The 16038-nt window shown below is 35.5% G+C and carries 14 protein-coding genes; 3 read left to right on the plus strand and 11 right to left on the minus strand.

Going from position 1 to position 16038, the window contains the following annotated elements; genetic code table 11:
* Window positions 1-361: 361 nt before the first annotated feature.
* The gene (locus TERY_RS10405; protein WP_011611793.1) at window positions 362-583 is read right to left on the minus strand and encodes a hypothetical protein; all 222 of its coding nucleotides are present in this window, start codon (window positions 581-583) and stop codon (window positions 362-364) included.
* Complete coding sequence (locus tag TERY_RS10410) at window positions 580-2385, minus strand: DUF5942 domain-containing protein (RefSeq protein ID WP_011611794.1); 1806 nt, start codon at window positions 2383-2385, stop codon at window positions 580-582. Before TERY_RS10410 ends, TERY_RS10405 begins: the two co-directional genes overlap by 4 nt.
* Window positions 2386-2743: 358 nt before the next feature.
* Between TERY_RS10410 and TERY_RS10420 the strand changes: the two genes are divergently transcribed.
* Complete coding sequence (locus tag TERY_RS10420) at window positions 2744-3079, plus strand: hypothetical protein (protein WP_155994391.1); 336 nt, start codon at window positions 2744-2746, stop codon at window positions 3077-3079.
* 2419 nt (window positions 3080-5498) lie between these two features.
* Here the strand turns inward: TERY_RS10420 and TERY_RS10425 are convergent.
* The 9 genes from TERY_RS10425 to TERY_RS10465 form a co-directional block, all read right to left on the minus strand.
* A complete protein-coding gene (locus TERY_RS10425; protein WP_011611796.1) occupies window positions 5499-6443 on the minus strand; it encodes a F0F1 ATP synthase subunit gamma in 945 nt (314 codons plus the stop codon).
* Window positions 6444-7669: 1226 nt separating this feature from the next.
* On the minus strand, window positions 7670-9187 hold the full coding sequence (gene atpA, locus TERY_RS10430; RefSeq protein WP_011611797.1) for a F0F1 ATP synthase subunit alpha: 1518 nt from the start codon (window positions 9185-9187) through the stop codon (window positions 7670-7672).
* A 185-nt stretch (window positions 9188-9372) separates the two neighbouring features.
* Window positions 9373-9921, minus strand: coding sequence for an ATP synthase F1 subunit delta (gene atpH, locus TERY_RS10435; RefSeq protein WP_011611798.1), 549 nt, complete (start codon window positions 9919-9921; stop codon window positions 9373-9375).
* Window positions 9918-10451: a F0F1 ATP synthase subunit B gene (locus TERY_RS10440; protein ID WP_011611799.1), complete on the minus strand. Its 534-nt coding sequence runs from the start codon at window positions 10449-10451 to the stop codon at window positions 9918-9920. The genes atpH and TERY_RS10440 overlap by 4 nt, the downstream gene beginning before the upstream one ends.
* A 91-nt stretch (window positions 10452-10542) precedes the next feature.
* Complete coding sequence (locus TERY_RS10445) at window positions 10543-11028, minus strand: F0F1 ATP synthase subunit B' (RefSeq protein ID WP_011611800.1); 486 nt, start codon at window positions 11026-11028, stop codon at window positions 10543-10545.
* A gap of 106 nt (window positions 11029-11134) precedes the next feature.
* A complete protein-coding gene (gene atpE / locus TERY_RS10450) occupies window positions 11135-11380 on the minus strand; it encodes an ATP synthase F0 subunit C (protein WP_011611801.1) in 246 nt (81 codons plus the stop codon).
* Between the two features lie 213 nt (window positions 11381-11593).
* On the minus strand, window positions 11594-12343 hold the full coding sequence (atpB, locus tag TERY_RS10455) for a F0F1 ATP synthase subunit A (RefSeq protein WP_011611802.1): 750 nt from the start codon (window positions 12341-12343) through the stop codon (window positions 11594-11596).
* Between the two features lie 59 nt (window positions 12344-12402).
* The gene (locus TERY_RS10460) at window positions 12403-12843 is read right to left on the minus strand and encodes an ATP synthase subunit I (protein WP_011611803.1); all 441 of its coding nucleotides are present in this window, start codon (window positions 12841-12843) and stop codon (window positions 12403-12405) included.
* Window positions 12844-13737: 894 nt separating this feature from the next.
* On the minus strand, window positions 13738-14949 hold the full coding sequence (locus TERY_RS10465; protein ID WP_011611804.1) for a methyltransferase: 1212 nt from the start codon (window positions 14947-14949) through the stop codon (window positions 13738-13740).
* 177 nt (window positions 14950-15126) lie between these two features.
* On the opposite strand from TERY_RS10465, the gene TERY_RS10470 reads away from it, so the two are divergent.
* Both TERY_RS10470 and TERY_RS10475 read left to right on the plus strand, forming a co-directional pair.
* Window positions 15127-15333: a hypothetical protein gene (locus TERY_RS10470; protein WP_044136701.1), complete on the plus strand. Its 207-nt coding sequence runs from the start codon at window positions 15127-15129 to the stop codon at window positions 15331-15333.
* Between the two features lie 10 nt (window positions 15334-15343).
* Window positions 15344-15793, plus strand: coding sequence for a GmrSD restriction endonuclease domain-containing protein (locus tag TERY_RS10475; RefSeq protein WP_011611805.1), 450 nt, complete (start codon window positions 15344-15346; stop codon window positions 15791-15793).
* The last annotated feature ends 245 nt before the right edge of the window (window positions 15794-16038 follow it).

The following is a 16038-nucleotide window of genomic DNA, read 5'->3' on the forward strand; positions in this document are numbered from 1 at the left end:
ACTAAAAAAACAACTAAAAAATCGCCCTAGAAGGGCGAGGCTTTCAACCCAATTTTTCAGTAAGTCCTGAGTTAGTCTCATGTTCGATATAACAATTATAATTAAGTTACTAGTTTTGCTTTAGCCCTTAAATACTTGTCTTAGAACTAAAGTAAACTACAAATAATAACTCTATTATAACTAATTATCTAAACATGATCACGACTCATAAATTTTAAGAAAAGTCAGGGTTTGAGATGTCTTCCTTTTGTCCCAATAAATGATATTAATTCCGTCGGTTTTGTGTAAATCATGATCCAATAAGAAAACTAAAATTTTCAAAGCTCAAGGTTTTTTTGAGGTGATAGCTGACCTCTAAACCCTATGATAATAATTCAAAAGATTGAACTTCCAATACAGGACCAATCATTGCTATCGTCATTACATCATCTCGCACTATACCTGAAACTCTTGCCTTCTGGTCAGACTTACATAGATCCGTAGGAGCATCCTTTAATTCATAAGTTTCACCATCAGTCACTAACGCCCAAGTACCAGTACCAAATCCTTGTTTTTCTACCGAACCACTCACTGTGATATTCATGCTAACTTTTCCTCTGTTCTAATTGCCAAACGTGCTAAACCTAAGCATAACAGGGCATTCACAACTAGGAAAATTTGAGCTGTTATACCAGTACCTAATCCCCAAACTGCAGGATCGACAACTGCACTCACAATTAAACAGCTAGCAACACCGATAGTAGTACCGATCGCTACCCACTTCCATTGCTGATGACCTAATAACAACAGAATTAATAACGCTGGAATCAATACACTAGCAAAAATGGGATTCAAAATACCACTACCTTGAATAGCTCCACCAAGTTCGGGTAAAGAACTACCCATTAAACGCATTGGCCATTGGGGCAAATCAAAAACATAGAAACCACGCAAGAAAAATAACCCACTGCTACCTACAACTAATCCAGTATGTAAGGGAAAACTCCAACTGAAAGGAAAATAATTCCGCAGCAACCAAGCTAATATATAAGATCCTAAAACCATTCCTAACTTAGGCAACAATGCTATGGCGCCACCATCAAGCCAAAAACCAGGATTGAGATAACCATTATCATATAACCACCGGAAGAAGTCGCGGAAAGTTATTTGACCTTTAAGTGCCAATTTGACTGCTGCTGCTGCATCTAACTGACCTGCACCAAAATGGTTGAGGGGGTCTTCTTTAACAGTTCTAGCAGATTTTTTGAGAATGTTGGTAATTTCCTCTGGGTCTTGAATTCCACTAGATTTGATTAATGCTACCACTCCTGCAACGTGGGGAGATGCCATACTTGTTCCTTGGAAGGAGGCAAATACACTGTTGCCATTTTCTGGGTTAATGGTTTCTTGCAGGATACCGCCAGCTTCATTTTTATCTTTAGTGGAACCGCCAGGAGCAGAAATATCAACCCCTGCACCGAAATTGGAGTATGGAGCTTTTTCTCCAGAAGCGTCAGTGGCGGAGACACCAATAACATGAGGATAACGAGCGGGGTAGCTGGCTGAATTTTGGTTAGCGTTGCCTACTGCAGCAATGATAACTACACCTTTATTATGAGCATAATTAATTGCTTCTTTCATGATTTGGCTTTCACCGCCACCACCTAGACTCATATTAATAATGTCTGCACCATTATCAGCAGCGAATTTTATAGACTCGGCAATATCGGAAACTGTACCACCTCCACTAGCAGATAAGACTTTTAGGGGCATGATGCTAGCTTCGTAGGCGATACCTGCTACACCATAATTATTGTTAGTAGCTTGGGCAATAGTGCCTGCAACATGAGTACCATGACCGTTGTCATCAGTAGCTAATGTGCGATCATTAACAAAATCGTACCCGGGTACAAATTTTGTTTTTTCCAGGTCGGGAACTTTGGAAACACCTGTATCAATTACTGCTACAGTTATTCCGTCGCCTTGGGTTTCATTCCAGGCAGATTCGACATTGATGCTACGCAGGTTCCATTGTTTCCCATACATGGGATCGTTAGGAACGCCATCACCACTATCCAAGATAATGGCATCGGTATTGTAAATATAGTTTGGTTCTATGTATTCAGTATATTTGCCTAGAGAACTTTTGAGGTTTTTGAGGAGTTGGCGATTACCCTTGACAATATATACATTATCTGATATTGAAAATTCACTATTTAGGCGAGGTGCGACTTGGTACTCATCAGAAATTGTCCTGATTTGATCGAAAATTTTAGTAATTCCGATATCTTCACGGAAGTCTAAGACAATTGAGTCGTAGACTCCTTTATTGGCCAAACCAGAGAAGTTAGATAAGGCCCAACCAAGCCCAATTAAGAATAAGCAGACAAACAGAAATTTTTTCATTGCTTAAGATATCTACTAATATACTGAGGACTTTTTTACTACGATAGCTTATTGTTTGGTGTCTTGGATAAAAATGTGGTGTTGCCTAATTCCCTGGGGCAAACTTTTAGGGGCATACCCCCCCATAGTTGCCTTTAGTGGTAAGTAGCTGAACAAAATTAACTATACATTGAACATCTCAAGAAAAGATTCTCTTGCCCCTTGCACTGATGTTCGAAGATAAGCATTTTTGGAGATTTCTATCAATCAAAGGTGATGTATCATTTATAAATGAATACTTATCTAATTTATCACTGACTCACTCAGATATTAGTGCATGGTTAGCTCCTATAAAAATTAATAATCAAAAATGTTATGCTTGGGTAATTGGTCATCGTCTGCACTTATGGATGTTCATTCTAGGTTTGAGCAAGGGAGTGTAAAAGTTTGTGAAGATCCGATATTAATGTGTAAACAAGAACTAAAGCCATTAATGTTTATTGAAACTATAGGTGTTTCTCGGTTTAAAGAATCAAATTTATCTCAAAATGTTGATAATTCTTATAACCCTGATGATTTTGCTATTTTTCAAGTTGGTTATAAAAATCCTAACAAAAAGATTGAACGTTTTGATCAAAGATTAGTCCTCAATTTAACTTTACTTAAAAACAATTTTAAAAATTCTCTAAGAATAGGATCAAATTTTATTGTTTAATTACGAAGAATTGACTTTAATTTTATTAATATTGAAGCTGAACTTTTAGCCATATTACACGCAGAAGGATATAACAGAGGATATTTTGCTAGAACTTGGCTATTTAATAATAATAAACGTTGTTTGCTTCATCAAGCGGTAGAGGAATTTCTTGCTTGTTTAAACGCTATTAAATGGTCTGAATATTTAGGTTGAAATGATTATAAAATGAATATTTTAGCTTTGGGTATATTTGCTGTTAATTTTTTTTAATTTTGGATATATATCATATATAAATCCGGTAAAAAATTGTCATAATATTTGTGGAATTTCGATAAAATTAATGTTTTTTTTAAGCTATTAAAAGAAGCTAATATATTGCAAGTCAATACAGATAGTATATTTAAATATTATATTCAATATAAATTTTAAATAAGTAAAAATATTAAGCTAAATAAGAAGGATTAAAATATTACGATAAATAAGAATTTATTTATATAAAATTGCATATAATCATGCCAACTTTTCTCTAAAAACACAAAAAATATACGCTCAAATTAAGGAAAATAATCTTCCAATATTAAATGCTATATTTTTTTAATATGGAGTCAGTTTTTTTAGCTAGTTTATAGTCAGATAATTGTTAATCAATGAAGTAGATTTATGAATTATTTGCCAAATTTTTCTTTGTATTGCAACGGAAAATTTTACTATCGCATGATAAAATTTGATTCTATTTTTTTTGACATATCCTTAATTTTTGGCTTCACATAGCTAAAATTTATAGTCTTACTTCAATTAACGATAGGCTGCATCATCTAAAAGTAGGAAAAAGCAAGTATTATTAGTTTAAAAAAGATTAAAACGCTTTGAAAAATAAAATACATAAATTCGTATTGATATTAATAAAGCAGTAGAATTTTGCTTATCTTTAAAATCTTTTGACAAGAAAGTTATGACTTTTCAACACCTAAGTATTATGGGATTAATTCAACCTTTTACTGCTGAAGTAAGATTAGGAGATCGCATTGCGTTTATTGGTGAAATAGTATAGAAAAAAGCCCTTTAATCAGATTTATTGCTGGAGATACAAGTGTTAACTATACAGTTACTTTTACTTTAGGGGCTCGTGTTCAATAGGTTACTTTAATCAGCTACACGATCACCCTAATTTTTGGGGTAAAACTCCAGTAGAAATATTAGCTTATAATAAAATCCCAATGGAACAAGCGATGCCTTTATTAGCTCGTTATGGTTTAGCTGCAAGATATAATGTAAAGTTTGAGTATCTTTCAGGTGGACAACAACCTCGTTTATAACTAGCCACCATTGAATCCTCAGAAGCTACCTTATTATTATTAGATAGAACCTACTGATAATCTTAATATTATTTCCGCAGGAGAATTAGAGCATTAACTGAATGAATTTCAAGGTACTGAGATTTGTTAGTCACGATCGCTGTTTATGAGAAAATAGTTTTGATACTTAGCTGGTTATGAGAAAATAGTTTTGATACTTATTGGAATCTCAATGATGATGTAAAAATTGAAAAACTATCTGAATTACCTGAAAGTTATTATTGTTAATACTTATAATTTTGACCAATTTTCTAGACATAAACCCTCAAGTTTAGCTAAATTAGGTATCATTATAAAGCACAAGTAAATCCTGAAAAATAGCGTTCACTGCAATTACAGTATTTTCGAGGATAGTGAGGTACACTAACAGTAACGAGTAAATCGATAAAATAATGTGTTATGGGTAATACAGCTGTTGCTACGCTTCGCGATCGCTAGAGTCAAAGCAAGAACTAAGTAATTTGGTCAAAGTTAAATTATTATCAGTTATTAAAAATCCAAATTTTTAACTAAAATAAAAGCTTATTTTCGATAATCTCAGAAAAAAAATATTGAAACATATTTGAATCAAAAAAAGCTCAAGAAAGTCAACTAGATTTTAGTTTTCAAGTGGTGAGTAGTCTTATACAAAAACTCATCAAGAGATATGCTTAATCAAGTCCCTCTGCATTTAAAATATTAATCGTTATAGAACCCCTTCAGGTATCTTTTAAGTCCAAAGTTATAAGGATTAGCGATCGCGAATTATTAAACCAAGAGATAGGTAAATGCCTATTCCTGGATAAAGAGGTGTAAAAGCTTGACCAAAAAAATTGATTCTAACCCACCAACAATGCTACTGCTAAAATTAATCTTTGTTTGATGCGACTGATGCTTAAGAGATTAGCTCATATGAGTTAAGTGCAGTAGCTATATCGCTTAATTTTTTTAAAGATACCTGCAGAAGTTCTATATGATGTCCGAAGCATAAGTTATAAAAAAATTTTTGTTTGTAGTAGGGCTTTAGTTCACGAAATATCTATTCTTCGCGAATTTGCCCTACCACTAGATTTCATTTCAACCGGACATAATATTATTGATGGCTACAGAGCATTAGCACCACCTACAACCTCAAGAATTTCTTGAGTAATAGCAGCTTGCCGAGCCTTATTATAGGCCAAAGTTAATGTACCAGCTAATTCACTAGCATTATCGCTAGCATTACTCATTGCGGTCATCCGAGATGCCAACTCGCTAGCAGATGATTCTTGCCACGCTCTCAATAACTGGTTAGTTAAAAATAATGGCAACAAAGCATCTAAAATTTGAATTGGATCTTGCTCAAAAATCATGTCGCGGGGAAAACTTTTAACAGCTGCAGAAACAGTTTCTCGCGATACTTCAAACTCACCACCTTTGGAAGTTAAACGAAAAATTTCATCATCCTTAACTTCCAAACCTTGAGGATCTAGAGGTAACAGAGTTTGAATTACAGGTTTAGAGCTAATTAGGGAAATAAACCTAGTAAAAATTAACTCTACCCTATCTATTGAACCTGCCATAAAACCCGCCAGAATTTCATCAGCAACTACTGAAGCATTATCTGCCGTAGGAATTTTTTCAGGGTTATCATAAGTATTTAAAATTGGAACTTCTCTACGTTGAAAATATTGAATAGCTTTCCGTCCAATTAACACATATTGGCAGTTAATTCCTTGTTGTGTCAGCTCACGAGCCCTCATTTCTGCACGTTTAATAACATTAGTATTATAACTACCACACAGACCACGATTTCCAGAAATTACTAATAACCCGACTGTTTTAGCTTCTCTTTTTTGGAGTAGAGGTAGGTCTAAACTTTCAAACTGTAAACGTTCAGCCAACCCATATAAAACTTGAGCAAGGCGGTCAGCAAAAGGTCTTGTACCAATTACTTGTTCTTGGGCACGACGCACTTTAGCTGCTGCCACTAGACGCATTGCTTCTGTAATTTTTTTCGTGTTTTTGATCGACTTAATGCGATCGCGAATAGCTTTTAAATTAGGCATTGTTTTTTAAGAAGGAAGAAATAAGAAATAAGAAAGAAAATCCTTGACTTTTTCTTATCAGTCAACTATATTTTACTTTATTGAGATACTGCTTCATAAAACCTATATAAAACGTCAAAATAAGTAATATTTTAATGTTTATTTTCTGCTTTTACGGTTACTATCGACATCAGGAATTCTATTTTTAAGGTATTGACGGTCAAGCTAACCGAATTTATCGCTCCTTATACTTGCATTCTTATCTTAATTAATAGATAGATATACATTCAGAGCAGTTTTGAGGTGAGGTAATATCTCTATTGATAACAACCCTAGCCACCCTAAACGATGAGTGCTAACATTTGCTAACAATGCACAGCAAGAGCAATTGGCTTTGGGGGTATCTCCCAATATCTACAAGAAAAACTGTAGACCCTTTTTAGACCCTTTTAAACACTTACATCACCTTGATTATAAGCTAAACAAAACTTTTAAACATGCGAATAGTCACTTAATCAGGAAGTCGGTTAATTAGTGGCCTGGTTTTACACCACAAGTTACTCTATTTATCAGATTTTAGCATTTATACAACTTGATTAGTATTACTGTATCAATATATACAAGCTTATATCAATAAATATCAGTCAACCAACAATAGTTAATTAACCCAATTCCATTCTACTAACCTTACCCCAACTTATATAAGCGTAATTGCATAAGCTTTGAAACTAGCTTCGGTATTTCACCCTTATGCCCATTGATCCCAGTCTTCAACTTATCTTCAAGACCAGGCTTTAAAACGCAAGGAAGCTCAAGCTACTTATTCATATATAGTTTTCGCTCATTACCCATACAGCTACAATATTCCTATGTATTTGTAAGTTTAAATAAGTATAGTTAGTTTTTATTTAACTATCAAGTCTCATCCCAGGAGAGAAGCTAGATTGGTAAATGAATTATAGCATTGTCTAGCTCTTGACTAGGTTTAGGTCATAAACACCTTTCATCTCGTGGAGCTAAACATTTTGATTAGCCTTTAAGAACTCTATTTAGACATTCCCAATAATATTGAAACGTCCCTTTAGATTCTACCTTGATCACTCCCTTTCTTTGTTTCCCAGCTACATACTCCAACACTTTAATAACTGGTTGCTTGTTTAGGTCCATAAGTCCATTAATGATTAGTGGCTAATTGTTCTTGATCATTAACAACTAACCACTAACCCTTGATATCTCAAAGCAACATACTAAGCTGATACCAAGAATGTCTGCTTATACTCAGTGATCCCCTCTTTTAAGAGAGTTTGTGCTTCATCAGTAAGTACCTTTTCTGTTTTAATGATTTCACCAAACTTAGGCTTACTATTGTTTAAGTAATCTAGTAAACCAGCAATAAACTTAGCCGCTTTTTCCAGAGGAATATCATCTAAGTAACCATTAATACCAGAATAAATTGCTGCTACCTGCTCAGGAAGTGACCTAGGTGAATTTTGAGGTTGCTTCAAAATCTCCCGCAAACGCTGACCCCGTGCCAGTTGGTTTTGAGTAGCCTTATCCAGGTCAGAAGCAAACTGGGAGAATGCTTCTAATTCAGCAAACTGAGCTAGCTCTAACTTAATTTTACCAGCAACTTTTTTGATAGCTTTAGTTTGAGCCGCAGAACCAACCCTAGATACAGAAATACCAGCATTCACCGCCGGCCGGAAACCTGCATTAAATAAGTCACTAGACAGGAATATTTGACCATCAGTAATGGAAATTACGTTAGTAGGGATGTAAGCTGAAACGTCACCTGCTTGAGTTTCAATAATTGGTAGAGCAGTCATACTACCTCCACCAAGTTTGTCATTGAGTTTAGCAGCTCTTTCTAGAAGACGGGAGTGGAGATAAAACACATCTCCTGGATATGCTTCCCGACCTGGTGGGCGACGTAATAGCAAAGATACCTGACGATAAGCTTGAGCTTGCTTGGAAAGGTCATCGTAGATTACCAAAGTTGCTTTGCCTTTGTACATGAAGTATTCGGCAATAGTAGCACCAGTATAAGGAGCTAAATATTGTAGAGTTGCTGGATCACTAGCGTTAGCTGCTACTATCACCGTATAATCTAGTGCGCCTTTTTCTTCTAGAGTACCTACTACCTGAGCTACTGTAGAAGCTTTTTGACCAATAGCTACATATACACAGATAACATCTTCACCTTTTTGGTTAATAATAGTATCAATGGCGATCGCTGTTTTACCTGTTTGTCTATCACCGATAATCAGTTCTCGTTGACCCCTACCAATAGGAATCATAGAATCAATCGCAGTAATACCTGTTTGCATAGGTTCATAAACAGAACGGCGATCGATAATTCCTGGAGCTGGTGATTCCAGTAGACGACTATCAGTAGTTTTCATCTCTCCTTTACCGTCAATTGGACGACCAAGGCCATCAACCACCCGGCCAACCAACGCGTCTCCTACTGGCACCTGGGCAATTCTACCTGTAGCGGTTACAGCAGAGCCTTCTTGGATTTCTCTGCCTTCACCCATTAATACTGCACCTACATTATCCTCTTCTAGGTTTTGGGCAATACCTACAGTACCATCTGCGAACTCTACCAGTTCTCCAGCCATTACTTTGTCTAACCCATAAACACGGGCAATACCATCACCTACTTGAAGAACAGTACCAACATTAGATACTTTTACATCTTGCTCATACTGTTCTATCTGGTCGCGAATAATTTGGCTAATTTCGTCAGGTCTAATTGATACCATTTTATTTTTATTTTGTCAAGCTTTTTACAAAAAATTATCGGGTATTATATAGCAGTTGCCAGGGCAGTTCGGACATTCTTACTCCTCTGAAATATAGTCACAGCAATAACTTAATGGATAATTGCCATTCCCACCTACTAAATTTACCTTAATTAGGGGTAAAGAGGGCGGACTTTTTACTTCTGCTATAGTGTTTTGAGGCTGATGCCAATACGACGCAGTTGTCCTTGCAGACTAGAGTCAATTATCTGAGAACCTATTTTGATAATGACACCACCCAATATACTTGGGTCGACTTTAGTTTCTATTTCCACTTCCCTTGCACTAGTCATTGATTTGACTCGTTCACGGATTGTATTTTTTTGGTTTTCATTCAATTCTACTGTGGAGGTCACTTCTGCTAAAACAGTTTGATTGAGTTCACGCAATAGTGCTAAGTATTGTTTCCCTATCTGTTCTAGAAAAGTAATCCGACCTTTATCAATTAGTAGCATTAAGAAATTACGCATTAAGGGATCAACCTGTTCTCCCAGCATGCGTTTTACCACTGCTTTTTTATCCTCTTGCTTAATAACTGGATTTCCCACAAATTGCTTAAATTCCGGGGATTCATCCAGAATATTAATCAGGCTCCGCACATCTTCGGCAAATTTATCAGTCAAGTCTTTTGATTGAGCCAAGGACATCAGAGCTGCTGCATAAGGTTCTACAATTTCACCAGCTATTACACTCATAATTGACCTCCTAATCGCCCTATGCTACTATCTATTAATTGTTGCTGGGCATTCTCATCTAAAGTTTCTTGCAATTGAGATTCTACTTTTGCCAATGCTTTAGATGCCAGAATTGAGCGCAGTTGGGCAATAGCCTTATCTTTTTCAGAATCCATTTCTTGGTTAGCAGCTGTCTTCATCCGCTCAATATCTTGTTCGGCCTGAAGTTCAATTCTTTGTTTAACCTCCTGAGCCCTTGTTTCAGCAAGAGCTAGAATTTTTTCTGCCTCTGCTTGAGCTTGGGTCAAATTTTGTTGTTGCTCTGCTAATGCTGTTGCTGCTTCTTGTTGACGCTGTTCTGCTTCTTTTATTGCCTGTTCAATAGTAGCTCGTCTTTCACTCAGGATCTTCCCGATAAAGCCTGGAGCAAAATACAGCAAAACTGCAATTAGAATTCCTAAATTAATTAGGTTTGTATCTAAAAGATCCAGGTTTAGACCAAAACCTTTTTCAGCACTAGCTTCTGTCGCTAGTAATAAAACATTTACCATTATATTCTGTGATAGTCAGCCTTTAATTATCTTGTTAGATGTTGAGCTTAGTTATCTAATCATTCAACTCTTCAACCTGGATTTTTTTTGGCTATCTGACCAATTCTGGTCCTAATAGTTTTTCTAGAATTTGGCGACTTAGAGAGTCTACCTGTTCTTCTAACTGTTCCAAAGCTACTTCCTTTTGCTTTTCTATTTCTTGAGCTGCTTGTTCTCTTTTCACTTGTGCTTCTTTTTGAGCAACAGCCACTTTTGTAGCTGCTATTTTTTCAGCTTCTGCTTGAGCCGCAACAATAACAACCTGAGATTTCTGACGGGTTTGTGCGAACTCTTGCTCGTATTGTTCAGCTAATTGTTTAGCCTTTGCCAAACGTTCTTTTGCTTTTACTTGATTTTCGCGAATATAATCTGCACGAGAATCTATAGCTTTACCCAGAGGCTTATAAAAAATTTTGTCCAAAACAAAAGCCAGAAGTAAAAACTGAATTGCCATTAGTGGTAGAGTTGCGTTGATGTCAAACAAACCACCCTTTTCTGCTACTTCTTCAACAGCTAGTACAATTGTCAAATTTATCATTTTCTCTAATTTTTGGTGGTTCCCATAGTTTTTGATTTAAAGATTTTAGATTTTCAATCTCCTAAATTAAAAATCTAAAATCTCTACTTTCTATAAATCAGGGTTTTTATGCAAAGGGGTTAGCAAATAGTAACACCAGTGATACCACTAGACCGTAAATTGTTAAAGCTTCCATAAATGCCAAGCTCAACAGTAATGTGCCTCGAATTTTTCCTTCTGCTTCTGGCTGACGCGCAATACCTTCTACAGCTTGACCTGCTGCATTTCCTTGACCAATTCCAGGACCAATAGCACCTAAACCTACAGCTAAGGCAGCAGCAACAACAGAAGCAGCAGCAATCAATGGATCCATAATAATTTTCTTTCCTTTGAAGTATGAACTTGACGATTATAAATATATTGATTACACTGTAGTGCAATCAACTACATAATGTTGACATCCTTCCCGGCCTTTAGGCACAGGAATTATTTGCGAGCCTTAACTCCTCGGCTCACCCCACTAAGAGCTTAGAATAACAGATTTTGAGTTTTTTTTAGCAAGTTTTTTTACTACCTACTTATTCTCTTAATCGTGATCTTCTGCGCCGTGCTCTTCTAAGGCTTCTCCAATATAGTTAGCAGCCAGGGTAGCAAAAATTAGCGCCTGAATAGCACTTAAGAATAGACCCAAAACCATTAGTGGTAGGGGGATAAACAGAGGTACTAACAGAACTAGTACTCCTACTACCAATTCATCCGCGAGAATATTACCAAATAAACGGAAGCTCAGGGATAAAGGCTTAGTAAAATCTTCTATGATTTTAAATGGAACCATAAAAGGTACTGGCTCGGCATAACCTGCAAAATATCCTAAGCCTTTTTTACTGATACCTGCATAAAAATATGCTATGGAAGTCAGTAGTGCTAATGCCACTGTAGTATTAATGTCACTTGTGGGGGCCGCTAGTTCTCCTGAAGGTAGTTCTATTACTTTCCAAGGGACTAACGCTCCTGACCAATTTGACACAAATATAAATAAGAACAACGTACCAATAAATGGTACCCAAGGGCGATAATCTTTTTCACCTATCTGGTCTTTTGTCAGACTGCGGATAAACTCCAGGACAGACTCCATGAAATTTTGCATCCCACTAGGAATTCGCTGCACATTGAGTGAGGATATAAAAGCAGCCAAAAGTATCAAGGCAATTACAAACCAGGATGTGAGTAAAATTTGCCCATGTATTTTGAAACTACCTAGCTCCCAGTAAAAATGCTGGCCAACCTCCAACTCAGCCAGAGGTAAAAAGTTAATAGTGTTTAAAACATCTAGCATTTTGGTTCTCAGGCTTCCAGATTTATATCAAAGTGTGGATTAATTAATATTCATAAGACTTATGAGTTAGGCATAAGTGATGTTCGCAGTACATATATTATTAAGGCTGCTTTGTAAGTCAGAAATCCTAGGAAAATCGGTAAAATTTTTAGCTCATTTAACTGAGCTGCTAATATTATTAACCCAACAAGTATAGCTAGTCTTGTTTTGCTCAGACTTCCTTTTTCTCTACCAATACGTTCAACATCTTTAGCCAACATTCTTAAGTAAACCACACTTGTAGTTGCTCCTATCAAATAGTTTAGAGCTATGTTTAAGGAGTAAAAAACCCAGACAAAGATAAATATTATACCTGTAATTGTAAGGGTAATTACATATAATTCCTCTTGTAGTTTGTAATACTCTTTCATTGAAGGATTTGGCTCTTCTGGTAGAGCACTAACTTCTGAAGTATTACTTTCAACAGTTATTGATTCTGGTGATGTATCAGATGTATTCACAAAAAATTAGATACTAATCACAAGTGGTAGGCTTTTTTTTATATGCCAATAGTCATCATACCATGTTGAAGCCAGCATACCTAACATATATTGAATTGATATATATCTATCCATAAGTAATAAGGCATCCTTCTTTAGTCATAAGTCTGAGACTAGGAGAACCATAACATAACTTAGTTGACAATTTAGGAATTTAAGGGTTTTGAATGCCCTAGTTATTCATTCGTTATGATTATGCTCAAGTATATCAACTCGCTTTTTTGCTGCTGACATAAGTTTGAATTAATGTAACCACTAGCTAGTCAAGTAAGAATAAAGCAGTCACATAATAATAGCTTATGCTTTATCAATATCTTCCTTAACATAAAAAGTGGACATTATAGATAAGTTATTTACTTACCATTGAATAGATATTTTGAAAGAGTAAATGTATTTAACAATACCTTTTTTTCCTGATGAGTCAAACTAATTCCCATTCATTAATGCTGTACTTAGGTAAGACTTCAGTTATTAAGTAATTAAGAAAAAAAGAATAACTTTTTTACTAACTTGATCATAATTAATTTGTCTGTTCAATGCAAAGTCCCTAATCCCCTGATCAAAGTGTGAGGTTGAAAAGTTATGGATAAATGTTTAAGTTTTGGGCTTCCCTTGCCCCCTACTCTCCTATCTAATACCGTTTCACGAAAGTCAAAAGTCAAAACTCAAAATTTAAAAGTTAGATTGTATATGCTCAAAACTTTGATTAAACAGTAATTTCAGGAAATTATTTGACATTTAAAGTTGTAAACTATTTGTGACATCTTAAAAGTGAACTATTATTAGAAAAGGTTTTTAGGAGTTCCTCATCATAGATATCTTTTAAGGGGGTAAGGGGAGAGTTAACTGCTGAGTTTAGTGATAACCGGAGTTAGGACTTAGCAAAATTAAAAGTCGGGACTGAAGCGATCGCACAGTTTCTACTCCTACTGGTACATCTGTTAATATCTCCCCTACGGTGGACTGAGATTTGTTGCTTACTCCTTGAGTACAAGCTTCTAGAAATTCATATTCTGGCCTTGACAAATTTACTAATCTATAGTCACCATCAAAAATATTTTCACTAGGCCATCCCTGGATACAAGGACTTAATTCAGGTATTGCTGCCTTGAGCAACTCATCATGAGACCAATCAACCTTTTGTAGAGGTGGTCTTCCCAAAAAAAACTCGTAATGACTAATTTGAGGGTCTAATAACTCAATCAAACGATAACGTTCTTGATCATTCAAATCAATTGCTCTTTCTATCAATTCGGGAGATTTTCCCAGAAGTCGCCCTAAGTCCCAGTATTCCCAATTGGAAAATCCCAGAAACTCCAAACCAGATGCTTCTATTAACTCAAACAAGGTATCAATATTGTAGTGAATTTCCTGGGGATGAACATACATATCGGCAAAACACTCATCTTTTTTATTTTCCCAAGACCATCTTTCTTTTTCATACTTGACAATACGGTTATTCTCTGGTAAAGAAGCAAAAAGTTGACGTCCGATTTTCACTCCATCTTTGTAGTTGCCACGTTCATTACCTTGAAGGATGGCGATCGCCTGCTGCATGAGTCTAATTTCCCAGCGCCCCAACTCTGCATAAACAAAAATGTGCATAATCCCACCAGGGGCCAACTTCAAAGCGAGATTTTGGATACCTCGAATTGGATCTGGTAAATGGTGCAGTACCCCTACACAATTAATAAACTTAAACTCTCCCTCTAGTCTACCTACATCATATATGCTGAGATGATGAAAATCAACGCGGGAAGCTCCGGAACGACTACACCTTTCCTTTGCCACCCGTAAAGCACCACTACTTAAATCAATTCCTACTACAGAAGCTTGAGGGTTAAGGTGAACCAAATAATCTGTACTAGAACCTGTACCACAACCTGCATCTAAAATTCTAATATCTTGTTTTTTCGGTTTTTGACCAGTGCAAAAACTATAAGCTACTGGCCAACTCCAACGCCAGTTGTATCCAGGAGGCGCTTCATCTGTCAAAGGGTCTGGAGGAAATGGAAAGGTATCATAGAGTCCCTCAACAGCAGAACTAATATTAATTCTATCTTTCATCTCGTTTTGGGTTTAATAGTTACTAAATATATTTGCTAAAAATTATAGTGCTATATTTGTAATTATTTAAATGAAAAAATTTGCAAGTTGTTGTTAATTTTGCTGTGTTATTCTAGAAAAATATTATTACAAAGATACAATGATTGCCTCAATTATTAATATTAAGTTATAGGTAACATGACAAATTCTTTCTCGCCTCTAGTACAAGATGCGACAAAAGCTCAAAATGAAAGTATAAGAACTATTGTGGGGAAATTGGATGATAAAGAGGTATATATTCCTGGTTATCAAAGAGACTCTGAACAATGGGATGATCGTAAACAATCTCTATTTATAGAATCTTTACTAAACAATCTCACCATACCAGCTTTCTTTTTTTTGTGAAGGTGAAGACTTGAATGATGAGGTAGTCGACGGTCAACAACGTCTTAGCACTATCTGGAAATTTTATAAAAATGATTTAATTATGAGTGCTAGTCATAAGGTTTCTTATATAGCACCTCTATCAATCTTATACAGTGGTAAAAAAATTAAGGATTTAGATAAAAAACTACAAAAAATATTCTTGAATTATCCTCTGACCATTATTTATCTTCCTAAAGACTTAAAACTAGAAACAAAACTGGAAATATTCAGAAGAATAAATGAAGGTGGTACACCTCTTTCTGGTCAAGATATTAGGTTAGCTTACTATAGTAAATCAAAATCAGTTACTTTGATTAGATTAGTAGGTATTCACAAAAATACTACTACTTTCAATGATGAGGATAGTGAAGATGATGAAGATAATAAGAAGCCATTTCAAAGAATAGTTGAAATGGCTGAAAAAAAAAGAGCTATCTAACCCTTAGTAGAATTTTACTAATGCTAGAGAAAAGTGGTACGAATGGTGGAAAGAACAAAAGATATCCAAAGGTCAAGCACCTTCTTTGATGTTTTTATGGTATCTAGTTTGTCTTGATAGACAAAAGCTTAAAGATTTATTGCAGAATCCAACTCATCTTAAAATTAGATTTGGAGGGTCAACAGAGAATGCTTTAGATATTTACTGCGCATAACTTAAACATCAAGACTTAAATCAAAATGAAA

The sequence above is a fragment of the Trichodesmium erythraeum IMS101 genome, from assembly GCF_000014265.1.
GTDB classification, from domain to species: Bacteria; Cyanobacteriota; Cyanobacteriia; order Cyanobacteriales; family Microcoleaceae; genus Trichodesmium; species Trichodesmium erythraeum.